General features: G+C 69.0%; 22 protein-coding genes. 19 read left to right on the top strand and 3 right to left on the bottom strand.

What is annotated here, in order from left to right; all coding sequences use genetic code 11:
* Window positions 1–2: 2 nt before the first annotated feature.
* The gene (locus AC1RLW_RS06865) at window positions 3–440 is read left to right on the top strand and encodes a hypothetical protein (RefSeq protein WP_095744971.1); all 438 of its coding nucleotides are present in this window, start codon (window positions 3–5) and stop codon (window positions 438–440) included.
* A 39-nt stretch (window positions 441–479) separates the two neighbouring features.
* Here AC1RLW_RS06865 and AC1RLW_RS06860 read toward each other — a convergent pair whose 3' ends face one another.
* From AC1RLW_RS06860 to AC1RLW_RS06850, 3 genes are all read right to left on the bottom strand, one after another.
* Entirely contained in the window at window positions 480–1,274 is a 795-nt protein-coding gene (locus tag AC1RLW_RS06860; RefSeq protein WP_235944108.1) for a winged helix-turn-helix domain-containing protein, read from the bottom strand.
* 3 nt (window positions 1,275–1,277) lie between these two features.
* Entirely contained in the window at window positions 1,278–1,514 is a 237-nt protein-coding gene (locus AC1RLW_RS06855) for a hypothetical protein (protein WP_095744972.1), read from the bottom strand.
* 731 nt (window positions 1,515–2,245) lie between these two features.
* Complete coding sequence (locus AC1RLW_RS06850; protein ID WP_095947537.1) at window positions 2,246–3,067, bottom strand: ferritin-like domain-containing protein; 822 nt, start codon at window positions 3,065–3,067, stop codon at window positions 2,246–2,248.
* Window positions 3,068–3,327: 260 nt separating this feature from the next.
* Between AC1RLW_RS06850 and alaS the strand changes: the two genes are divergently transcribed.
* The 18 genes from alaS to AC1RLW_RS06760 all read left to right on the top strand — a co-directional run bounded on the left by alaS (window position 3,328) and on the right by AC1RLW_RS06760 (window position 23,028).
* Window positions 3,328–5,952, top strand: coding sequence for an alanine--tRNA ligase (gene alaS, locus AC1RLW_RS06845; protein WP_493192551.1), 2,625 nt, complete (start codon window positions 3,328–3,330; stop codon window positions 5,950–5,952).
* Between the two features lie 33 nt (window positions 5,953–5,985).
* A complete protein-coding gene (locus AC1RLW_RS06840) occupies window positions 5,986–7,002 on the top strand; it encodes a 2-dehydropantoate 2-reductase (RefSeq protein WP_493192550.1) in 1,017 nt (338 codons plus the stop codon).
* Between the two features lie 53 nt (window positions 7,003–7,055).
* Window positions 7,056–8,315: a D-amino acid dehydrogenase gene (locus tag AC1RLW_RS06835; RefSeq protein ID WP_493192549.1), complete on the top strand. Its 1,260-nt coding sequence runs from the start codon at window positions 7,056–7,058 to the stop codon at window positions 8,313–8,315.
* Between the two features lie 192 nt (window positions 8,316–8,507).
* Entirely contained in the window at window positions 8,508–9,491 is a 984-nt protein-coding gene (locus AC1RLW_RS06830) for a Bug family tripartite tricarboxylate transporter substrate binding protein (RefSeq protein ID WP_095947541.1), read from the top strand.
* A 20-nt stretch (window positions 9,492–9,511) separates the two neighbouring features.
* Entirely contained in the window at window positions 9,512–10,327 is an 816-nt protein-coding gene (locus AC1RLW_RS06825; RefSeq protein ID WP_492735744.1) for an SDR family oxidoreductase, read from the top strand.
* A 43-nt stretch (window positions 10,328–10,370) separates the two neighbouring features.
* The gene (locus AC1RLW_RS06820; protein WP_062474577.1) at window positions 10,371–10,907 is read left to right on the top strand and encodes a cupin domain-containing protein; all 537 of its coding nucleotides are present in this window, start codon (window positions 10,371–10,373) and stop codon (window positions 10,905–10,907) included.
* Window positions 10,908–10,934: 27 nt separating this feature from the next.
* Window positions 10,935–11,804, top strand: coding sequence for an alpha/beta fold hydrolase (locus AC1RLW_RS06815; protein WP_493192548.1), 870 nt, complete (start codon window positions 10,935–10,937; stop codon window positions 11,802–11,804).
* Between the two features lie 36 nt (window positions 11,805–11,840).
* Window positions 11,841–12,674: an IclR family transcriptional regulator gene (locus AC1RLW_RS06810; protein ID WP_070060330.1), complete on the top strand. Its 834-nt coding sequence runs from the start codon at window positions 11,841–11,843 to the stop codon at window positions 12,672–12,674.
* Between the two features lie 20 nt (window positions 12,675–12,694).
* A complete protein-coding gene (locus AC1RLW_RS06805) occupies window positions 12,695–13,534 on the top strand; it encodes an SDR family oxidoreductase (protein ID WP_493192547.1) in 840 nt (279 codons plus the stop codon).
* Entirely contained in the window at window positions 13,527–15,224 is a 1,698-nt protein-coding gene (locus AC1RLW_RS06800; protein ID WP_062474586.1) for a thiamine pyrophosphate-binding protein, read from the top strand. The genes AC1RLW_RS06805 and AC1RLW_RS06800 overlap by 8 nt, the downstream gene beginning before the upstream one ends.
* A 20-nt stretch (window positions 15,225–15,244) precedes the next feature.
* Window positions 15,245–16,045, top strand: a complete 801-nt coding sequence (locus AC1RLW_RS06795) for an aspartate dehydrogenase (RefSeq protein WP_139701716.1) — start codon at window positions 15,245–15,247, stop codon at window positions 16,043–16,045.
* Window positions 16,046–16,061: 16 nt separating this feature from the next.
* Window positions 16,062–17,537, top strand: coding sequence for an aldehyde dehydrogenase (locus AC1RLW_RS06790; protein WP_493192546.1), 1,476 nt, complete (start codon window positions 16,062–16,064; stop codon window positions 17,535–17,537).
* Window positions 17,538–17,550: 13 nt separating this feature from the next.
* A complete protein-coding gene (locus tag AC1RLW_RS06785) occupies window positions 17,551–18,522 on the top strand; it encodes a VOC family protein (protein ID WP_493192545.1) in 972 nt (323 codons plus the stop codon).
* A 14-nt stretch (window positions 18,523–18,536) separates the two neighbouring features.
* Complete coding sequence (locus AC1RLW_RS06780; RefSeq protein WP_307693878.1) at window positions 18,537–19,523, top strand: Bug family tripartite tricarboxylate transporter substrate binding protein; 987 nt, start codon at window positions 18,537–18,539, stop codon at window positions 19,521–19,523.
* A gap of 33 nt (window positions 19,524–19,556) precedes the next feature.
* Window positions 19,557–20,729, top strand: a complete 1,173-nt coding sequence (locus AC1RLW_RS06775; protein WP_493192544.1) for an FAD-dependent monooxygenase — start codon at window positions 19,557–19,559, stop codon at window positions 20,727–20,729.
* Between the two features lie 30 nt (window positions 20,730–20,759).
* The gene (locus AC1RLW_RS06770) at window positions 20,760–20,981 is read left to right on the top strand and encodes a recombinase-like helix-turn-helix domain-containing protein (protein ID WP_062474598.1); all 222 of its coding nucleotides are present in this window, start codon (window positions 20,760–20,762) and stop codon (window positions 20,979–20,981) included.
* A gap of 11 nt (window positions 20,982–20,992) precedes the next feature.
* Window positions 20,993–22,036, top strand: coding sequence for a Rieske 2Fe-2S domain-containing protein (locus AC1RLW_RS06765; protein WP_493192543.1), 1,044 nt, complete (start codon window positions 20,993–20,995; stop codon window positions 22,034–22,036).
* 23 nt (window positions 22,037–22,059) lie between these two features.
* Entirely contained in the window at window positions 22,060–23,028 is a 969-nt protein-coding gene (locus tag AC1RLW_RS06760) for a PDR/VanB family oxidoreductase (protein WP_493192542.1), read from the top strand.
* Window positions 23,029–23,038: the final 10 nt, after the last annotated feature.

Genomic DNA, 23,038 nt, shown 5'->3' with positions numbered 1-23,038 from the left:
CGATGAACGCGCCTGCTCCCTCGGGCTACCGGATCGCGCTGGTCGATTCCGACGCCTTGCAGCGCGCCTGTACCGGCAACTCGCTGACGGCGCTGGGGGCCGACTTCATCCCGTTCGTGCGCATCGCCGACCTGATCCAGGCGCTGGAGGTGGGCCAGCGCTTCGACGGGGTGATCGTGGGGCTGCACGCCGATGCGCAGAAGACGGTCGCGCGCGTGCCCGCGATGCACCAGGCGGCCGACTGGATGCTGCCGCTGCTGTACCTCACGCACCGCTCGGAGCTGGAGAGCGTGGAGTCGGTGCCCGTCGCGGTGCGCGCGCAGCGTTCCTTCGAGCTGCTGCTGACGCCCGTGTCGAACGAGGACCTGGGCGCCTGGCTGGCGTCGCTGGATGGCCGGCTGAAGCCGGCGCGTCTGATTCGCGTGGGGGCGGACGCCTGACGCGCGCCCGGGGCCCGGCCCGCTGCGGGGCCGGGCCTGTCAGCAATTCACGGCAAGGGCGGCATGGCGTGGCCGGCCTCTTCGCGTGAACTCCCTCTCCTTGACGGGTTCGCGCCCGGGCAACACTGACACCAGCCGGTAGCCCTGCTTGTAGACCGCGCGCAGCTCGTAGCCGTTCGCGGCGCACAGGTCCAGGCGCTTGCGGATGTTGGCCGCGCACACGTCGAGCACGCGCGTGCCTTCATACGGCGTGGTCTTGTCCCAGATCGACTGCCACAGCCACTCGCGCGTGATCACCTGCCCGGCGTTGCGGAACAGCGTGACGGCAAAGGCGTACTGGCGCGGCTGCAGGCGGATGCGCCGCTCGTGCAGCAGCACCGTGTGGGCCATGTCGAGAAAGCGGTAGGGGCCCCAGCTCGCCGCGCCGAGGCTGGCGGTCTGCGCGGCCTGCCGGGCGCGCAGCAGCAGGGTGCGCATGCGCCAGGCCAGCTCGTTGATGGCGTCGTCGATGCCGGCGCCGTGCAGCTCGATGAAGTCGTCCCAGCCCGGCGCGTCGCGCCAGGGCATGAGCTGCTCCCAGCGCCTGTCGCGCACGATGAGCAGCGTCGGAATGTTCAGCGCCCGGCAGGCGGCGAAGAGGCTGCGCGAAGCCAGCTCGTTCTCGACCACCAGCAGCAGCAGGTCGATCGGCTGGCCGCTGTCCAGCAACGCAAAGAAGTCGCCCGCACTCGAGAACCGCAGGGTGTCGTAGCCCAGGCGGGGCAGGCTGTGCAGCAGCTGGGGTCCGGTGGTGCCTTGCGGGTCGAGCAGGGCCACGCGCGTGGTCACCGGCATGGCTCAGGACGCCTTCTTGCCGTCCCGGACCGCCAGCACCACGATGCCCACGGCGCACGCCGCGAACAGCACGCCCGTCGGCACGGCGCCCAGGGTGCCCATCAGCCAGCCGTACAGGTCGGTCAGCATGGCGATGAGCCGGTTGCCGCGGGTCTGGCGGCTCAGGTCGTTGGCGATGAATGCGTTGAACGACAGCACTGAGAAAACCAGCGCCACAAAGCCAGCCACGATCCACTTCACGATGTTTTGCTCCCTTGGTCCCCGGCGCGGCGCAGGCTGGCCGCCCGGGTCGTTCGATGCTAGCGGGGGCTGCGGGATGGGAGTCTGATGAATTCTTTCAGCGCCGTTCGGGGCGTCGGCGGGCGGGTCTCGGCGGGGAAAACGGGCGGGAAAAATATTTTTCCGGGTTTTTTACCTTCGCTGCCTCTTTCGCAGGCACCGCGTTGCAGGCCCCGCCAGGCAAGGGTTTCGCGCGCTGCACACACGGTTTTCCACAACATTGTCCCCATCGGATTGGGAAAACCCGTCATGGCGATGTGGTAGGGCGACGGGCGGCCCGGTGGCGGGCAAAAAAATACCCGCCGGAGCGGGTATCTCGAGGGGCCCCCGAAGGGGCGCGCTCTAAGGCAAACAGAGAGCTCTTCTTTTGCGGCCCTGTTGCGTGACAGCAAGTGCATCCTCGGCGAGGACGCGCGCCCAGCATGTCAGCTGAAAAATGTCGTAACCGTAGGACAAGTTAAAAAGTGTGAAGAATTTGGCACTTTTCGAGCTTCCGGGGATACCCGCGGTTCGCACGATCGTGCAGAACTGTCGGTGTTGTCCGACAAGCCGGGGGCGGCCCGGGCCCTAAATTTTGCGGACTCGCTTCAAGTGCGGGTTCTCTGTGCGTGACAGCAATCCAGAGATTCAGCCCAGCATCGTGCTGGGTTTTTTTTGCGCGTTTTCCGGCGTTTTCTGGGGTTTTAGGTCCGTCAGCGCAGGAAGACATGCTCCATGAACTGCCGGATCGGGTACTGGATCACCGTCTGCACCCGGGCCGGCAGCTCCAGCGGGCGCATCAACATCTTCAACGTGGCGGCGGGGCTCAGGTGGGTGCGAATGGTGCGGTTCATGTGCGCGCTCAGCTGCTGCACGTAGGCCGCGTCGCCGGCGCGGTGCGGGGCGCGGGCCTGCAGCACGTGGCGGACGGCGCAGTCGGCGTCCTCGCTTTTCAGCTCCAGCGTGCGCCGGCCGATGGTGCCCATCACGCGGAAACGGTTCAGCCGCTCCTGCGCGCGGTAGCGGCGAAAGAACCGGTAGAAGTGCTTGTAGTGGTTGACCTCGTCGGTCGCGATGCGGGTGGCCAGGTCGCGCAACACCGGCTCGGTGGTGCTTCGGGCCATGGCGCGGTAGTAGGTGGCGGTGCCGGTCTCGACCACGCAGCGGGCGGTCATTTCCAGGGCGCGGGTCGGGGCCAGCAGCTCGACCTTGCAGTAGGTGGCGTACTCGTCGAGGAAGCCGCGGTAGGCGCTTTCCCAGGGAAACTCGGGCCAGACGTGGTCCACGTAGGCGCGCAGGGCCCGGCCGTGCTGCAGCTCTTCCTGCTCCCAGTGGTTCGACAGCCACTCGGTGACCTCGTCGTCGCCCCGGAAGAAATCGACCAGGTTCTGCGTGTACAGGTCGGAGCCGCTCTCGATGAAGGAGGCCGACGCCACCAGGTAGAAGAGGTTCTCGTCCGTGCGCACCTGCTCGCGTGCGATGCGGGAGAAATCGAGGTCTTCGATCTTCCAGTGTTCCGACGCCTGACCCGCCATGCGTGCTCCTTGATTCATGTTGCCGATGAAAACAGGGAAGAAACAGGCTGCAGCCGGGGAGGGCGCGCACCGCTTCAGCCGTCCATATTAGCCCCGGCTCCCGGATCGCGCGTGCGCAAGGCCCGCGGCGGGCCCGGGCACCATGCGCAAACCTATAATCGATTGTTCAAGCAAATCAAGCAGTTAGGCCGGTTCAACGCAGTGGTTTCGACGCAGGGTCGCCATCGCCAGGCCGCCCCGACCGCAGACGAAATCCAAAGATGAGCCAGCCCACATTCACGGTCGCGGACATCCGCAAGACCTTTCTCGATTTCTTCGCCTCCAAGGGCCACACGGTGGTGCCTTCGAGCTCGCTGGTGCCGGGCAACGACCCGACGCTCATGTTCACGAACTCGGGCATGGTCCAGTTCAAGGACGTGTTCCTCGGCGAAGACAAGCGCCCCTACGTGCGCGCCGCCTCGGTGCAGGCCTGCCTGCGTGCCGGCGGCAAGCACAACGACCTCGAGAACGTAGGCTACACCGCGCGCCACCACACCTTCTTCGAGATGCTGGGCAACTGGAGCTTCGGCGACTACTTCAAGCGCGACTCGCTGAAGTGGGCCTTCGAGCTGCTGACCCAGGTCTACAAGCTGCCGGCCGAAAAGCTCTGGGCCACCGTCTACATCGAGGACGACGAGGCCTACGACATCTGGACCAAGGAAATCGGCCTGCCGCCCGAGCGCGTCGTGCGCATCGGCGACAACAAGGGCGGACGCTACATGTCCGACAACTTCTGGATGATGGCCGACACGGGCCCGTGCGGCCCGTGCTCCGAAATCTTCTACGACCACGGCCCCGAGATCCCCGGCGGCCCGCCCGGCTCGCCCGATGAAGACGGCGACCGCTACATCGAGATCTGGAACAACGTGTTCATGCAGTTCGACATGCAGCCCGACGGCTCGGTCAAGAAGCTGCCCGCGCCCTGCGTCGACACCGGCATGGGCCTGGAGCGCCTGGCGGCGATCCTGCAGCACGTGCACAGCAACTACGAAATCGACATCTTCGACGCGCTCATCAAGGCCGCCGGCCGCGAGACCGGCACGCAGGACCTGTCGAACAACTCGCTGCGCGTGATCGCCGACCACATCCGCGCCACCTCCTTCCTGGTGGCCGACGGCGTCATTCCGTCGAACGAAGGCCGCGGCTACGTGCAGCGGCGCATCGTGCGCCGCGCCATCCGCCACGGCTACAAGCTGGGCCAGAAGAAGCCCTTCTTCCACAAGCTGGTGCCCGACCTCGTGAAGCTCATGGGCGACGCCTACCCCAAGCTGGTGGCCGACGAGAAACGCATCATCGACACGCTGAAGGCCGAAGAAGAACGTTTCTTCGAAACGCTGGCCAACGGCATGGAAATCCTCGACGCGGCGCTGGCCGGCGACGCCAAGGTGCTGCCGGGCGACGTCGCCTTCAAGCTGCACGACACCTACGGCTTCCCGCTCGACCTGTCGGCCGACGTGTGCCGCGAACGCGGCCTGAGCGTCGACGAAGCCGGCTTTCATGCCGCCATGGAAAAGCAGAAGGCCGCGGGCCGTGCCGCCGGCAAGTTCAAGATGGACCGCAACGTCGAGTACGCCGGCGCGGGCAACACCTTCACCGGCTACGACCACCTCGAAGAAAACGCCAAGGTCGTCGCGCTGTACCTCGACGGCGTGGCCGTCGACGCGCTGAAGGAAGGCCAGAGCGGCATCGTGGTGCTCGACACCACGCCGTTCTATTCGGAAAGCGGCGGCCAGGTCGGCGACCAGGGCGTGCTCGTGGCCGAAGGCGTGCAGTTCGGCGTCGACGACACGCAGAAGATCAAGGCTGACGTGTTCGGCCACCACGGCACGCAGACGCAAGGCACGCTGAAGGTCGGCGACACGGTCAAGGCCGCGGTCGACACCGCGCGCCGCGCCGCCACCATGCGCAACCACTCGGTCACCCACCTGATGCACAAGGCCCTGCGCGAAGTGCTGGGCGACCACGTGCAGCAGAAGGGCTCGCTGGTCGACGCCGACAAGACGCGTTTCGACTTCGCGCACAACGCCCCCGTTACGCGCGAGCAGATTCTTGAGATCGAGAAGCGCGTCAACGCCGAGATCCTGGACAACGCGCCCACGCAGGCCCGCGTGATGGACCTCGAGTCGGCCCAGAAGACCGGCGCCATGATGTTGTTCGGCGAGAAGTACGGCGAGACCGTGCGCGTGCTCGACATCGGCACCAGCCGCGAACTGTGCGGCGGCACCCACGTGGGCCGCACGGGCGACATCGGCCTGTTCAAGATCGTCAGCGAAGGCGGCGTGGCCGCCGGCGTGCGCCGCATCGAAGCCGTTACCGGCGCCAACGCGCTGTCGTACCTGCAGGACCTCGAGTCGACCGTGCACAGCGTGGCCGCCACGCTCAAGTCGCCGGCCGCCGAGCTGCAGGGCCGCCTCTCGCAGGTGCTCGAGCAGGTCAAGACGCTCGAACGCGAAGTGGGCGCGCTCAAGGGCAAGCTCGCATCGTCCAAGGGCGACGAGCTCATCGCGCAGGCGGTGGACGTCAACGGCATCAAGGTGCTCGCGGCCAAGCTCGATGGCGCCGACGCCAAGACGCTGCGCGACACCATGGACAAGCTCAAGGACAAGCTGAAGACCGCCGCCATCGTGCTGGCCGCCGTGGACGGCGACAAGGTGCAGATCGCGGCCGGTGTCACGGCCGACAGCATCGGCAAGGTCAAGGCCGGCGAGCTGGTCAACTTCGTGGCCCAGCAGGTCGGTGGCAAGGGCGGCGGCAAGCCCGACATGGCCATGGCCGGCGGCACCGACGCCGCGGGCCTGCCGGCCGCGCTGCAATCGGTGCAGGCCTGGGTCGCCCAACGGACCTGAGGTCCTTTCCGCTCACTACCCACACAGCACTTCATGTCCGACGCGATCCCCGGTGAAGTGCTCGTGATGGGGGCGGGCACCATCGGCTGTTTCATCGGCGGCAGCCTGGCGGCGGCGGGCGTGCCCGTCACCTTCGTCGGCCGCCCGCGCGTGCTCGACAAGCTCGCGCGCCACGGCCTCACGCTCACCGACCTCGACGGCGCCCGGCACAAGCTGGCGGCGCCCACGCTGCGCCTGTGCGAGCAGGTGCCGGTGGGTGCACGGCCCGCGCTGGTGTTGCTGTGCGTGAAGAGCGGCGCCACCGCCGAGGCGGCGCGTGAGCTGGCCTTTGCCTTGCCGGCCGGTACCACGGTGGTGTCGCTGCAGAACGGCATCTCGAACTGCGCCGCCGCGGGGCAGGCCGGCCCGTCGCTCAACATCCGCGCCGGCATGGTGCCGTACAACGTGGCCGAGATCGGCGACGGCGCCTTCCACCGCGGCACGCCCGGCCGGCTGGCCGCGGAAGACGACCCCACGCTGCGCGACTGGCTGCCCGTGTTCGAGCGCGCCGGCGTGCCGCTTGACCTGCATGCCGACCTGCTGCCGGTGCAGTGGGGCAAGCTGCTGCTGAACCTCAACAACCCGGTCAATGCGCTGTCGGGCCTGCCGCTGCGCGACGAGCTCATGCAGCGCGGCTACCGCCGCTGCTTCGCGGCGCTGATCGACGAAACGCTGGGCGTGCTGCGCACCGGCGGCATCGTGCCCGCGCAGGTGGCGGCCGTGCCGGCGCGGCGCTTGCCGGGCCTGCTGCGACTGCCCGACTGGCTGTTTCGCATCGTCGCGGCGCGCATGCTGCGCATCGATGCCAAGGCGCGCTCGAGCATGGCCGACGACCTCGCATTGGGCCGTCGCACCGAGATCGACGCACTGAGCGGCGAGGTGGTGCGGCTCGCGCAGGAGCACGGCCTGAGCGCACCGCGCAACGCGCGCATGGTCGCGCTGCTCGAGGCCTGGCCGCAACAGCCGAAGCGCTGGACGGCGCGCGAACTGCAGGACTCGCTGGGTCTCTGAGCGCCAAGCCTGTACCCTCAGGCCATGGCGGCTTTCAAGAGGGAGGGGTTGTCATGCAGGTCCTGATTCTCGGCAGCGGTGTCATCGGCACCTCGGTGGCGTACTACCTGGCGCGCGCCGGGCACACGGTGACGGTGCTGGAGCGCCAGCCGGCGCCCGCGCTCGAAACCAGCTTCGGCAATGCGGGCGAGGTCTCGCCCGGTTACTCGGCGCCCTGGGCCGGGCCCGGCGTGCCGGTCAAGGCGATCAAGTGGATGCTCATGCAGCACAGCCCGCTGGTCATCAAGCCGATGCTCGATCCGGCCATGTGGCGCTGGGGCCTGTCGATGCTGCGCAACTGCACGCAGGCGCGCTACGAACTCAACAAGGGCCGCATGGTGCGGCTGGCCGAATACAGCCGCGACTGCCTGAAGGCGCTGCGCGCGGACACCGGCATCCGCTACGACGAGCGCATGCAGGGCACGTTGCAGCTCTTTCGCACGCAGGCGCAGCTCGACAGCACCGCGAAAGACGTCGAGGTGCTGAAGGCGTCGGGCGTGCCCTACCAGGTGCTCGACCGCGACGGCTGCGTGTTGCATGAGCCCGCGCTCGGCGCCGTGAAGAACAAGTTCGTCGGCGGCCTGCGCCTGCCGGGCGACGAGACCGGCGATTGCTTCAAGTTCACGCAGGCGCTGGCCAAGCTGGCCGAAGCCGAGGGCGTGCAATTCCGCTTCGGCGTGAACATCCAGGCCCTCGAACACGAAGCGGGGAAGGGCGTGACCGGGGTGCGCACCGACCAGGGCAATTTCACCGCCGACCGCTACGTGGTCGCGCTCGGCAGCTACTCGCCCGCGCTGGTGCGGCCCTTGGGCATCGACCTGCCGGTGTACCCGGTCAAGGGCTTCTCGATCACGGTGCCCATCACCGACGCGAGCGGCGCGCCCGAATCCACCGTGATGGACGAGACCTTCAAGGTCGCCGTCACGCGCCTGGGCGATCGCATTCGCGTGGGCGGCACGGCGCAGCTTTCGGGCTTCGACCTGGCGCTCGATGCGCGGCGGCGCGACACGCTCGAGCACGTCGTGACCGACCTGTTCCCGCGCGGCGGCCCCGTGCGCGATGCCTCCTTCTGGACCGGCCTGCGCCCCATGACGCCCGACGGCACGCCGGTGATCGGCGCCACCCGCGTGCCCAACCTGCTGCTGAGCACCGGCCACGGCACGCTCGGCTGGACCATGGCGGCCGGCACCGGCCGCGTGATGGCCGACCTGGTCGCGGGCAGGGCGCCCGAAATCGACATGGAAGGCCTGACCGTGGCGCGCTACGGCGGGTAGCCGTTCCACGCTTTCCTCCCTCGAAGGGCGGCCCGAAACGGCCGCCCTTTTTCGTGGGCCGCGCAGCCTGGCTTCGCCTCAACTAGGGTTTTTACCTAGTCATGAAGTTGTCTTCGTCGGTATTCTCGCGGTGTTCCATTAATAAATCGTTGTTTCTTTAGCGAAACAAACCGCCGATTCCACGGACCCCCGATGACACACACTCGCCGCCTCGCCATCGCCGCTGCCGTCTCCCTGGCCGCCGCTTGCGCTTCCGGACTCGCCTGGGCAGACACCTACCCCAGCAAGCCGATCACGCTGGTCGTTGCCTATCCGGCGGGTGGCGACACCGACGCCCTGGCGCGCCTGTACGCCGAGAAGCTCTCGGCCCGCGTCGGCCAGCCCGTGGTGGTCGACAACCGCCCCGGCGCCAGCGGCATCATCGGCAGCGCTTTCGTGTCGAAGGCCGCGCCCGACGGCTACACGCTGCTGCTCGCGCCCAGCACCTTCTCGATCGCGCAGCTGGTGCTCAAGACCGGCAGCGCCTCTGGCTACGACGTGCTCAACGGCTTCACGCCGATCGTGCAGACCGGCAGCCTGCCGCTCTTCCTCGTGGCCAGCGGCGCCAAGGGCTACACCGGCCTGAAGGACGCGGTGGCCGCGGCCAAGGGCGGCAAGTCGCTGAGCTACGCCAGCCCGGGCAGCGGTTCGCCGATGCACATCCTGGGCGAGATGTTCGCCCGCGCCTCGGGCACCAGCCTGGCGCACGTGCCGTACAAGGGCGTGGCGCCCGCCGTCAACGACGTGCTCGGCGGCCATGTGCCGGTGACCTTCATCACGCTGGGCCCGGTGGCGCCCTACATGCCCAACGGCAAGATGGTCCCGCTGGCCGTGGCCTCGCGCGAGCGCTCGCCGCTCGCGCCCAAGGTGCCGACCTTCGCCGAGCTGGGCTACAAGGACGTCGAGCTCACCGCCTGGAACGGCCTGTGGGGCCCGCGCAACCTGCCGCCCGAAATCGTGAAGACGCTCAACGGCCACTTCAACGAGATCCTGAAGATGCCCGACATCGTCGCGCGCATGGCCGTGCTGGGCACCACGCCCGTGGGCGGCGACGCCGACGTGCTGGCCAAGACCAACGCCGCCGACTTCGCGCGCTTCGGCAAGGTCATCAAGGAACTCGGCATCCAGGCCGACTGAACTTCACGGAGACGCCCGTCATGACCGACCTCAAAGCCATCGTCGATCCCTCCAGCCTGCAGGCCCTGCTGGCCGAGATGCCCGCCAACCTGCTGGCCGGCCGCCGCGTGCTCGTGACCGGCGGTGCGCGTGGCCTGGGCCTGGCGTTCGCGCAGTGCGTGGCCGCGGCGGGTGCGAGCGTGGTGCTGGCCGACATCCTCGGCGAGCTGGCCGAGACCGAGGCGAAGGCGCTGCGCGATGCCGGTCGCACGGCGCATGCGCTGGCGATCGACCTGTCGGACCCGGCCTCCATCGAGGCGGGCGCCGCCGAGGCGGTGCGCCTGCTGGGCGGCCTCGATGGCCTCGTCAACAACGCCGCCATCACCAACTCGGGCGGTCGCGATGCGCACCAGCTCGAGATCGACATGTGGGACCGCGTGATGAACGTCAACGTGCGCGGCAGCTGGCTCATGGGCCGCGCCTGCCGCCCCGCGCTGGCGGCTAGCGGCCGTGGCGCCATCGTCAACCTGGCGTCGGACACGGCGCTGTGGGGCGCACCCAACCTGCTGGCCTATGCCTCGAGCAAGGGCGCCGTCATTTCCATGACGCGCTCGCTGGCGCGCGAATGGGGCGGCGACAACATCACGGTGAACGCCGTGGCGCCCGGCCTCACGCTGGTCGAGGCCACCGAGTACGTGCCGATGGCGCGCCACCAGAAGTACCTCGAAGGCCGCGCCATCCCGCGCGAGCAGCAGGCGGCCGACGTCTGCGGCGCGACCGTGTTCCTGCTGTCCGGCCTGGCGCGCTTCGTCACCGGCCAGCTGCTCGCCGTCAACGGCGGCTTCGCGATGCACTGAACCCGTCACCACCGACCGAATTTCCCGACCAAGGAGTACACCCATGAGCGATTTGTCCGAACAGCAGAAGATCAACAACACCCTGGCGCAGCCCGAAGGCAGCAGCCTGGCCGAGTGGATGAACACCCGCATCGCCCGCTACGAAACCCGCAAGTACGACTGGGATGCGCTGAAGTTCCAGGCCGACTTCGACCCCAAGTTCCGCCGCGCGCAGATGCGCTACGTGGGCACCGGCGGCACCGGTGTCGCGGCCGACACCAACACCGTGCCCTCGGAGCACTTCACCTTCTCGACCATGGTGATCCCGGCCGGCCACGAAGGCCCGCCGCACATCCACACCGACGTGGAAGAGGTGTTCTTCCTCATCCGCGGCAAGCTCAAGGTCGTGATCGAGAAGGACGGCGAGCGCTTCGAAACCATCATGACCGACCGCGACCTGATCTCGGTGCCGCCCGGCGTGTACCGCGAAGAGATCAACATCGGCGACGAAGACGCGCTGATGTGCGTGATGCTCGGCGCCAAGAAGCCCGTCACGCCGACGTACCCCGCCGACCACCCGCTGGCCAAGATCAAGCGCTGAGCGAGCGAGCAAGCGAGCGAACAGGCCATGAGCACCATCGACATCTCCGCGCAGACCCTGCCGGCTTCCGAGCTGGCGCGGCTCGACGCGCGCTTTCCGGCCCGCGACGTCGCGGTGGGCGGCGGCGCGGTGGTGTCGGTGCGCGAATGCGGGCAGGGCCCGGTCATCGTGTGCCTGCACGGCATCGGCTCGGGCGCGGCCTCGTGGCTCGACACCGCGGCGCTGCTGGCACCGCAGGCCTGCCTCATCGCGTGGGACGCACCGGGCTACGGCCGCTCGACGCCGCTGGCCTCGGCCGCGCCGACCGCCGCCGACTACGCCGCACGCCTTGAAGAAATGCTCGATGCGCTGTCGATCCGCTCCTGCGTGCTCGTCGGCCATTCGCTGGGCGCCATCGTGGCCGCGTCGGCCGCCCGCAGCGAGTCGAGCGCCAGTGAGCGCATCCGCCGCCTCGTGCTCGTGAGCCCCGCCATCGGCTACGGGGCCGCCGGGCGCATCGACGCCCGCGCCAAGGTGCGCGCCGAACGCCTGGCCACGCTCGACGACCTTGGCATTGCCGGCATGGCCGCCAAGCGTGCAGGCCGGCTCGTGTCCGACGGTGCCAGCGAGCACGCCCGCCAGTGGGTGCGCTGGAACATGGCGCGCCTGAACGACCACGGCTATCGCCAGGCCGTCGAGCTGCTGTGCAACGCCGACCTGCTGGCCGACCTGCCGCCGCCGATGCCCGTGCGCGTGGCCTGCGGTGCGCTCGACGTCGTCACGTCGCCCGCTGCCTGCGAAGAAGTCGCGCGCCGCTGCGGCGTGCCCCTCGAATTGGTGGACGATGCGGGTCACGCCGGCTATGTGGAACAACCGCAGGCCGTCGCCGCCTTGCTGCGCGAATCGCTCGCCGGCTGACCCGACACGAACAAGACAACCGAGAGGAATTCCAAGATGGCCACCGACAACGAAGTGATGGAAGAGGGCGCGGACCGCTACAACGTGCCCGCGCTGGAGCGCGGCCTGCGCGTGCTGTGCGAGTTCAGCCGCGAGAGCCGCACGCTGTCCGCGCCCGAGCTGGCGCGCCGCTTCGACCTGCCGCGCTCGACCGTCTTCCGCCTGCTCACCACGCTGGAGAACATGGGCTTCCTCGAGCGCGCCGAGGGCGGGCGCGACTACCGCCTGGGCTTGGCGGTGCTGCGCCTGGGCTTCGAATACCTGGCCTCGCTGGAGCTCACGCAGCTGGGCACGCCGCTGCTCAACCGCCTGTGCGACGAGCTGCGCACGCCCTGCAACCTGGTGGTGCGCGATGGCCGTTCGATCGTCTACGTCGCCAAGGTGGCGCCGGCCACGCCGTTTGCCAGCTCGGTCACGGTGGGCACGCGCCTGCCGGCCCACGCCACGGTGCTGGGCCGCATCCTGCTGGAAGACCTCACGCTGCCGCAGCTGCGCGCGCTGTACCCCGAAGACAAGCTCGAGACCTTCTCGCCGAGCACGCCCAAGACCGTGAACGAGCTGTTCGACATGGTGCAGGCCGACCGCCAGCGCGGCTATGTGCTGGGCGAGGGCTTCTTCGAATCGAACATCTCGACCATCGCCGCGCCGGTGCGTGACCACAGCGGCCACATCGTGGCGGCGCTGGGCGCCACCATCACCTCGGGCCACATCGACGAGAACCGCATGGACGAGATGGTGCAGCGCGTGCGCGGCACCGCCGACGAGATCTCGGGCCTGCTCAATTACTCGCCCGCGCGCACCAGCAAGGTGGTGCCGCTGCGCAGCGCCTGACGACTGACTTGCGATCGACCATGACGACCTTCGCCCCTTCCTCCTCCTTCTTCGCCGCCGACGCACTGGCCGGCCGCGTGGCCGTGGTCACGGGCGGGTCGTCGGGCATCGGCCTGGCCACCGTCGAGCTGCTGCTCGGTTGCGGCGCCGCCGTGGCGCTGTGCGGGCGCAACGCCGAACGGCTCGATGCCGCCGTGGCCGGCCTGCGTGCCACGTACCCGGACGCCAAGCTGTTCGCGCAGACCTGCGACGTGCTGGACGCCGCCTCGGTGCGCGCCTTCGCCGCCGCCAGCGAGGCCGCGCTCGGCCCGGCCTCGATGTTGGTCAACAACGCAGGGCAGGGGCGTGTCTCCACCTTCGCCGACACCGACGACGCGGCCTGGATGCAAGAGCTGCACCTGAAGTTCTTCTCGGTCATCCACCCCACGCGCGCCTTCCTGCCGCAGCTCACGGCGCAGCGCGCCGTGCTGGGCGATGCCGCCATCGTCTGCGCCAACTCGCTGCTGGCACGCCAGCCCGAGCCGCACATGGTCGCCACCTCGGCCGCGCGCGCGGGCCTGTTGAACCTCGTGCGCTCCATGGCCACCGAGTTCGCGCCGCAGGGCGTGCGCGTCAACGGCATCCTGATCGGCCTGGTCGAGTCGGGCCAGTGGCGCCGCCGCTTCGAGGCGCGCGAAGACAAGTCGCAGGACTGGGCCGCCTGGAGCCGCCAGCTCGCCACCACCAAACACATCCCGCTGGGTCGCCTGGGGCTTCCGACCGAAGCCGCGCGCGCGATCCTTTTCCTTGCTTCACCGCTCGCGTCGTACACGACCGGCAGCCACATCGACATCTCCGGAGGCCATTCCCGCCATGCATAACCCCAACAACACCGTCACGGTCGGCGCCGTCGTCGCCGCGTTCCTCGAGCAGTGCGGCGTCAAGGCAGCCTTCGGCGTGATCTCGATCCACAACATGCCGATCCTCGATGCCTTCGCGCAGCGCGGCACGGTGCGCTTCATCTCGGCACGCGGCGAAGCCGGCGCGGGCAACATGGCCGACGCCTATGCGCGCTCCACCGCCAGCCTGGGTGTGTGCATCACCAGCACCGGCCCGGCCGCGGGCAACATCGCGGGCAGCATGGTCGAGGCGCTGACCGCCGGCGCGCCGCTCTTGCACATCACCGGCCAGATCGAGACGCCGTACCTGGACAAGGGCATGTCGTACATCCACGAAGCGCCCGACCAGCTCACCATGCTAAAGGCGGTGTCGAAGGCCGCGCTGCGCGTGCGCAGCGTCGAGACGGTGCTGGGCACGCTCAAGCGCGCGGTGCAGCTCGCGATGACGGCGCCGACCGGCCCGGTGAGCGTGGAGATTCCGATTGACATCCAGTCGGCGCTCACGACCATGCCGGCCGACCTGTCGCCGCTGCCCATCGAGCGTCCCGTGCCTTCGGCCGCCGGCCTCGATGCACTGGCCGCGCGCCTGGCCACCGCCAAGCGCCCGCTGCTGTGGGTCGGTGGCGGTGCCCGCCATGCGCGCAGTGCGATCCAGCGCCTGCAGAAGCTGGGCTTCGGCGTGGTCACGACCACGCAGGGCCGCGGCACGGTGCCTGAGGACGATGCCGGCTCGCTCGGCGCCTACAACATCCAGAAGCCCGTCGAGGCCTTCTATCAAACCTGCGACGCGATGCTCGTGGTCGGTTCGCGCCTGCGCGGCAACGAGACGCTCAAGTACGAACTGAAGCTGCCGCGCCCGCTGTACCGCATCGACGCCGATGCCGCCGCCGAAGGCCGCTGCTATGCGTCCGAAGCCTTTGTCTGCGGCGATTCCGCGCTGGCCCTCGACGGCCTGGCCGACCGCCTCGAAGCCGCGAAGTACCAGGCCGACCCGCAGCTGCTGGTCGACCTGCGCGCCGCGCACGACCAGGCCGTGGCCACGCTGCGCGACGGCCTCGGCCCGTACGCCGAGCTCGTGCGCCAGCTGCAGTCGGTGGCCGGCCGCAAGTTCAACTGGGTGCGCGACGTCACGGTGTCCAACAGCACCTGGGGCAACCGCGAGCTGCGCGTGTTCGAACCCAGCGCCGGCGTGCACGCCACGGGCGGCGGCATCGGCCAGGGCATGCCCATGGCCATCGGCGCGGCCATCGGCGCGGCGGTGACGGGTTCGGGCCGCAAGACCTTCTGCCTGGCCGGCGACGGGGGCTTCATCCTGAACCTGGGCGAGCTGGCCTGCATGGTGCAGGAGAAGGCGCCCATGGTCATCGTGCTCATGAACGACAAGAGCTACGGCGTGATCAAGAACATCCAGGACGCGCAGTACGGCGGCCGCCAGTGCTACGCCGAGCTGCACACGCCCGACTACGACCTGCTGTGCAAGTCGATCGCGCTGCCGCACGCCCGCGTGAAAGACCTGGCCGACCTGCCGGCGCAGCTCGACCAGGCGCTGGCCGCCGACGGCCCGTTCCTGCTGGAGATCGACATGCTGTCGATCGGCGGTTTCAAGACCAGCTTCGCGGGCCCGCCGACCAACACGGTCACGCAGATTCCCGCGCTCGGCGCGGCCAAGTGAGCGAACGCGGAGCCCCACGCATGACCACTGCCATCACGCGCATCGCCCTCGTCGGCTGCGGAGCCATCGGCACCTCGGTGCTCGAACTGCTGCGCGGCGATCCCGCCCTGAAGGTGGTGGCCATCGTCGTGCCGGCCGAAGGCATTGCCGCCGCACAGAAGGTCGCGCCCGACGCGCAGGTGGGCAGCGCCGTGCCCGCCGACGGCATCGACCTCGTGGTCGAGACCGCCGGCCATGCCGCCATCGAGGAGCACGTGCTGCCCGCGCTGGCACGCGGCACGCCTTGCGTGGTGGCGTCGGTGGGCGCGCTGTCGGCCACGGGCTTCGCCGAGAAGCTCGAAGCCGCCGCCGTTGCCGGCCGCACGCAGGTGCAGCTGATTCCCGGCGCCATCGGCGGCATCGACGCGCTGGCCGCGGCCCGCATCGGCGGCCTGGACAGCGTGCGCTACACGGGCCGCAAGCCGCCGCAGGCCTGGAAGGGCACACCGGCCGAGCAGGGCCGCAACCTGGACACGCTGGCCCACGAAACCGTGATCTTCGAAGGCAGCGCGCGCGAAGCGGCCTTGCTCTATCCGAAGAACGCCAACGTGGCGGCCACCGTGTCGCTCGCGGGCCTGGGCCTGGACCAGACGCTGGTGCGCCTCATTGCCGACCCGGCCACCACCGAGAACGTGCACACCGTCGAAGCCGAAGGCGCCTTCGGCAGCTTCGCGCTGACCATGCGCAACAAGCCGCTCGCGGCCAACCCCAAGACCTCGGCCCTGACCGTGTACAGCGCCGTGCGCGCGCTGCGCAACCGCGTCGCGCCCCTGGCCATCTGACCTTCCGAGTCACCCCATGATCTCCACCGAACTCCTTCCGATCTGCATCGCCGGCGAATGGCGCCTGGGCGGCGGCGACGTCTATGAAAGCCTGTACCCGGCCACCGGCGAGCCCATCGCGCGCCTGAAGGCTGCGAGCCTGGCCGACGTCGAAGAAGCCATCACGCGCGCCGACCACGCCTTTCGCACCAGTGGCTGGGCCCAGCGCCTGCCGCACGAGCGCGCCGCCGTGCTGCACCGCGTGGCGCAGCTGATCCGCGAAGAGGGCGAGTCGCTGGCGCAGAAGCAGCGCCTGGACAACGGCAAGCCGATCAGCGAAACGCGCAACCTCGTGGCCAGCGCCGCGGGCACTTTCCAGTTCTTCGCCGCCGCATTGGAGACGCTGGAAGAAACCATCACCCCCTCGCGCGGCGCCTTCGTCACGATGAGCGTGCACGAGCCCATGGGCGTGGTCGCGGCCATCACGCCGTGGAACTCGCCCATCGCCAGCGAAGCGCAAAAGCTGGCGCCCGCGCTGGCCGCCGGCAACGCGGTGGTCGTGAAGCCCGCCGAAGTCACGCCGCTCATGGCGCTGGAACTGGCCCGCATCTGCGAGCTGGCCGGCGTGCCCAAGGGCATCGTGAGCGTGCTGCCGGGCAAGGGCTCGGTGATCGGCGACGCCATCACCAAGCATCCGCTGGTCAAGCGCGTGTCGTTCACCGGCGGCACCACCACCGGCAAACACATCGCCCACATCGCGGCCGACAAGATGATGCCGGTGTCGCTCGAACTCGGTGGCAAGTCGCCCACCATGGTGCTCGACGACGCCGACCTCGACCACGCGGTGAATGGCGTGCTGTACGGCATCTTCAGTTCGTCGGGCGAGTCGTGCATCGCGGGCTCGCGCCTGTTCGTGGCGCGCGGCATCTACGACGAGTTCCTGACGCGGCTGGCCGAAGGCGCCAATGCGCTGCGCGTGGGCGACCCGGCCTCGGAGCGCACGCAGATGGGGCCGCTCATCACGGCCAAGCACCGCGAGGGCATCGAGCGCTACGTGGACCTGGGCGTGTCCGAGGGCGGGCGCATCCGCACGGGCGGCGTGCGCCCGCACGGCGCCGACTACGACAAGGGCTACTTCTACCAGCCGACGATCCTCGAAGGCCTGACCAACAACGCCCGCATCAGCCAGGAAGAAATCTTCGGCCCGGTGCTGGTCGCGATGCCTTTCGACAACGAGGAAGAGCTGATCGCGCAGGCCAACGACAGCGTCTACGCGCTGGCCGCGGGCGTGTGGAGCCGCGACTTCAAGCGCGCCTGGAAGCTGGGCCGCGCGGTGCAGGCCGGCACGGTCTGGGTCAACACCTACAAGCAGTTCTCGGTCTCGACGCCGTTCGGCGGCTGGCGCGACAGCGGCCTGGGCCGCGAGAAGGGCCGCGAAGGCATCTTCCAGTACATGGAACAGAAGAGCATGTACTGGGGCACCAACGACCAACCGCTCCCGTGGGCGAACTGAACAGGAGCACACGATGAGCGTACTTGGCATCGACCAGATCACCTACGGCGCGGACGACCTGCCCGCCTGCCGCCAGTTCTTCCAGGACTGGGGCCTTTCACTCACATCTGAAGCCGCCGACGAACTCGTCTTCGAGTGCCTCAACGGCTGCAAGGTGGTCGTTGCGGCGTGGGACAAGCCCGGCCTGCCGCCCGCGATGGAAGAGGGCCCGACGCTGCGCGAAGTGGTGTGGGGCGTGGAAAGCGACGCCGACCTGGACCGCTACGCCGCCGCCATCGCGCAAGACCCGCACTTCACAGACACCACGGTCGACGTCGCGCGCCGCATCGGCTGCACCGACCCCAACGGCCTGGCCGTGCGCCTGCAGGTCAGCCGCAAGCGCGCGGTCGAGGTCGACTGCGGCGCCATGAACACCTGGAACGCCAAGCCGCGCGTGAACCAGCCCGCACCGATCTATGAACGCGCCACGCCGATCGAGGTCGGCCACGTCGTGTTCTTCGTGAGCGACGTGAAGGGCACGAGCGCGTTCTATGCGCAGCGCTTCGGCTTCGTGTCGTCCGACGGCTACCCGAACCGCGGTGCGTTCATGCGTTGCGCGCCCGAGGGCGGCCACCACGACCTGTTCCTGCTGCAGATTCCTTCGGGCAAGCGCGGGCTCAACCACGTGGCCTTCACCGTGCGCGACATCCACGAGGTGTTCGGCGGCGGCCTGCATTTTTCACGCTGCGGCTGGGACACCCAGCTGGGCCCGGGGCGCCACCCGGTGTCGTCGGCGTACTTCTGGTACTTCAAGAACCCGGCCGGCGGCCTCATCGAGTACTACGCCGACGAAGACCAGCTCACCGCCGACTGGCAGCCGCGCGAGTTCGAACCCGGCCCGACCGTGTTCGCCGAATGGGCGGTCGATGGTGGCCTCGATGGCCACACCCGTCGCCAGAAGAACGCGGAAGGCCCGAAAGGTGCTTTCCTGACGGAAAAGAAGTGAACCCGGTGACCCTCATGCAACGACGTTTTTCTTTCTCCCTGCTGGCCGCCGCGGCGTTGGCCATCGCCTTGCCCGCGCATGCACAGAGCGACGCGCACAAGCAGCTGTCGAGCGACCGCTTCACCATCGTCTCGCCGTTCCCGCCCGGCGGCCCGGTCGACACGCTGGCCCGCATCCTGTCGGACGGCCTGGCCAAGCGCTACGGCCAGGCGGCGGTGGTCGAGAACATGGTGGGCGCGGCGGGCAACATCGGCATCGACAAGGTCAAGCGTGCCAAGGGCGACGGCCACACGCTGCTCGTGGTGCCGGCCGGCAACCTCACGATCAACCCGACGCTGATGCCGAACTTCCCGTTCAACATCGAGAAGGACTTCGTGCCCGTCACCATGCTCGCCAAGGCGCCCAACGTGCTGGTGGCGTCGCCGGCCTCGGGCATCAAGAGCGCGAAGGAACTCGTGGCGATGGCCAAGGCCAAGCCCAACACGCTGTCGTACGCCTCGCCCGGCGTGGGCAGCGGCCTGCACCTGGCGGGCGAGCTGTTCAAGCAGCAGGCCGGCATCGACCTGCTGCACGTGCCCTACAAGGGCACGGCGCCCGCGCTCAACGACGTGCTCGGCGGCTCGGTGCCGCTGATGTTCAGCAACCTGCCCGCGACCATGCCCTTCATCAAGAACGGCAAGCTCGTCGCGCTGGGCGTGACCGAAGCCAAGCGCAGCGCCGCCGCGCCCGACATCCCCACGCTGGCGGAGCAGGGCATCCAGGGCGTCGCCGTGACCTCGTGGTATGGCCTCTTGGCCCCCAAGGGCACGCCGCCCGCGGTGGTCGAGCAGCTCGCCAAGGATGCGGCCGAGATGCTGGCCCAGCCCGACGTGCGCGAACGCCTGAAGGCGCAGGGCATGACCGACGCGGCCATGAAGCCCGCCGAGTTTGCTGCCCACATCCGCGATGAGACGGCCGTCTGGGCCCGGATCATCAAGGCCCGCAACATCGTGGCCGAGTGAGCCACCCCCCAAGAACAAAGAGAGACAGAGACCATGCAGACAAGCGAATCCACCATCGGCATCGTCGGTGCCGGCATCGGCGGCCTGGTCGCCGCCATCGCACTGCGCCGCGCGGGGCACGACGTGGTCGTGTTCGAACAGGCCAAGCAGTTCGCCCGCGTCGGCGCCGACATCAACCTCACGCCGAACGCCGTGCGCGCCCTCGACGGCCTGGGCGTGGGCGACGCCGCCCGCGTGACGGCGGCCCGCCCGTCGCACCGCATCAGCCGCACCTACGACAGCGGCGAAGAAACCTCGCGCCTCGAAATGGCCGACTCGGCCGAACAGCGCTACGGCGCGCCGCAGCTCACCATCCACCGCGCCGACCTGCTGGCCGCACTGGCCGACATGTTCCCCGCCGAGCGCGTGGCACTCGGCAAGCGTGCCGAGACCATCGCCGCCGACGACAACGGCGTGACCTTGTCGTTCAGCGACGGCACCAGCGCCCGCGTGGGTGCGCTCATCGGTGCCGACGGCATCCACTCGGGCGTGCGCACCGCGATGTTCGGCGCCGAGAGCCCGCGCTTCACGGGCATCGTCGCCTACCGCGCCGTGGTGCCCGCCGAGCGCGTGGCCGGCGTGCCCAACCTGGGCGCCTTCACCAAGTGGTGGGGCCCGAACCCGCAGAGCCAGATCGTCACCTTCCCGCTGAACCGCGGCAAGGACATCTTCATCTTCGCCACCACGCCGCAGGACACCTGGCACCTCGAGTCGTGGACCGCGCCGGGCAGCGTCGACGAGCTGCGCGAGCAGTACGTGGCCTACCACCCCGAGGCGCGCGCGCTGCTCGACGCCTGCGACACGGTGCTGAAGACCGCGTTGTACGAGCGCGACCCGATGCCCGCCTGGGCGCAGGGCCGCATGGCGCTGCTGGGCGATGCCGCGCACCCGATGCTGCCCTTCATGGCGCAAGGCGCCGGCATGGCGATCGAAGACGCCGTGGTGCTGTCGCGCCACCTCGACGGCGTCGCCATGGCCGGCATTCCCGCCGCGCTGCAGGCCTACCAGACGGCGCGCATCGAGCGCGCCAGCCAGGTGCAGCTCGGCTCGCGCGGCAACAACTGGCTGCGCGAAGGCGGCAACGCTGACTGGGTGTACGCCTACGACGCCTGGGCCGTGCCGCTGGGCGTGCCGGCGCAGGGCGCTGTCGCCGCTGCCACCGCCTGAAATTTTTCCCCTCGCTTACGGAGGCTCACGATGCAACAAGACCGCTTTCTCCAACCGCACCAGGCGCGCCAGCGCCCCGCGACCACCTACGAAGACCTGCTGGGCGACGTGATCGAACGCGCCTATGCCGACGGCATCCACGACCTGCCGGGCCTGGTGCAACGCCTGAACGACAGCGGCCTGGCCACGCCGGGCGGCCTCGCATGGACCGAGGCGCTGTACCGCAAGGAAATGGCCACGCTGGCCGCCTGAGGAGAACCACCATGACCATCGCCATCCATCCCGTTCCCGCCGATCCGGTCGACCACCTGCTCGAGATCGGCCTGAAGGACCTCTGGTACCCGATCTGCCCCTCGCACTTCATCAAGGAGAACCCCATCTCCCTGCGCCGCCTCGGCCGCAAGATTGCGCTGTGGCGCGACGGCGAAGGTGTGCTGCATGCGCTGGAAGACCGCTGCCCGCACCGCGGCGCGCCGCTGTCGCAGGGCGTGGTGCTGGGCGACCGGCTCTCGTGCCCGTACCACGGCGTCGAAGTGCGCCATGACGGCGTGGTCACGCGCGTGCCCGGCAGTCCGGGCTGCAAGCTCGAAGGCTCGCGCGCCACGCGCCACTTCCACGTGCAGGAGCGCGCGGGCGCCGTGTTCCTCTACAACTCGAAGGAACCGGTCGACGTGCCGCCGCCGCTGGTGCTGCCCGAGCAGCTGACCGACGAGGCCGAGTACTCCAACTTCCTGTGCTACACGGAGTGGAAGGGTGACTACCGCTACGTGCTGGACAACGTGATGGACCCGATGCACGGCACGTACCTGCACAAGCAGTCGCACTCGATGGCCGAGGGCGATTCGAGCGCCAAGTTCGGCGTGCGCCCGACCGACATCGGTTTCGTGTTCGAGAAGGAAGGCCAGCGGAACGTCAACTTCGACTGGACCGAGTGGGCCGACACCGGCATCCATTGGATGCGCCTGGAAATTCCGTACCCGAAGACCGGCGGCCCCGGCGGCAACTTCATCATCATCGGTGCCTTCTCGCCGATGGCCAACGGCATGACCGCCACCTTCTTCTGGCGCGCACGCAAGCTGGCGCCGGGCTGGGAGCGCGACACCTGGCGCTTCCTCTACAAGAACCGCCTCGAGGCGCGTCACTGGCACGTGCTGGAACAGGACCGCGTGATGCTCGAAGAGATGGAAGCCGACGCCAACCAGCACGAGAACCTGTACCAGCACGACCTGGGCATCGTCCGCCTGCGTCGCCACATGCGCAACCTCGCGCAGGCGCAGCTGGCGCAAGCCGAGGCCACCACGGCCTGAACTGCAAGCAAGCGAGCACTGCCATGTCTTCTCCCACGCTGAACGCCCTCGTGCACACCATGCGCTACGAGGCCGACGGCATCGTCAGCGTCGAGTTCCGGCCGGCCACGCCGGCGGTGGACTTTCCCGCCTTCGAGGCCGGCTCCCACATCGACCTGCACCTGCCCAACGGGCTGGTGCGCAGCTACTCGCTGTGCAACCCCTCGAGCGACCGCCAGCGCTACGTGGTGGGCGTGCTCAACGACCGCAAGAGCCGCGGCGGCTCGCGCTACGTGCACCAGCAACTGCGCGTGGGCATGACGCTGCCCATCTCGGCACCGCGCAACAACTTCAAGCTGGAAGAGGGCGCCGAACGCTCGGTGCTCGTGGCCGGCGGCATCGGCGTGACGCCCATCTGGTGCATGCTGCAGCGGCTCATCGCCATCGGCAAGCCGGTGGAGTTCGTGTACTGCGCGCGCACCCGCAAGGAAGCCGCCTTCTGCGACGCCATCGAAGCGCTGGCCACCGAGAAGTCGGTGCAGCTCACCTGGCACTTCGACGACGAGAAGGGCGCACCGCCCGACCTCGCATCGATGCTGGCCGGCAAGGGCGCCACCAGCCACTACTACTGCTGCGGCCCCACGCCGATGCTCGACGCCTTCGAAAAGAGCTGCGAGCAACTGGGCTACGCCAACGCCCACATCGAACGCTTCGCCGCCGTGCATGTGGAGGCGCACTGCACCACGCAGACCTGCGTGGTGCAGTGCGCCAAGAGCGGCAAGAGCGTCGAGGTGCCTCCGGGCAAATCGATTCTCGACAGCCTGATCGACGCTGGCCTCAACCCCGACCACAGCTGCAAGGAAGGCGTCTGCGGCGCCTGCGAAACGGCGGTGCTCGAGGGCGAAGTCGATCACCACGACGGCATCCTCACCAAGATCGAACGTGCGTCCAACAAGACCATGATGATCTGCGTCTCTCGCTGCAAGGGCGAGCGGCTGGTGCTGGATATCTGAGCAACAAGGC

The sequence above is a fragment of the Variovorax sp. GW822-FHT04A09 genome (genome assembly GCF_058801005.1).
This window is presented reverse-complemented; position numbering and strand designations above follow the sequence as displayed.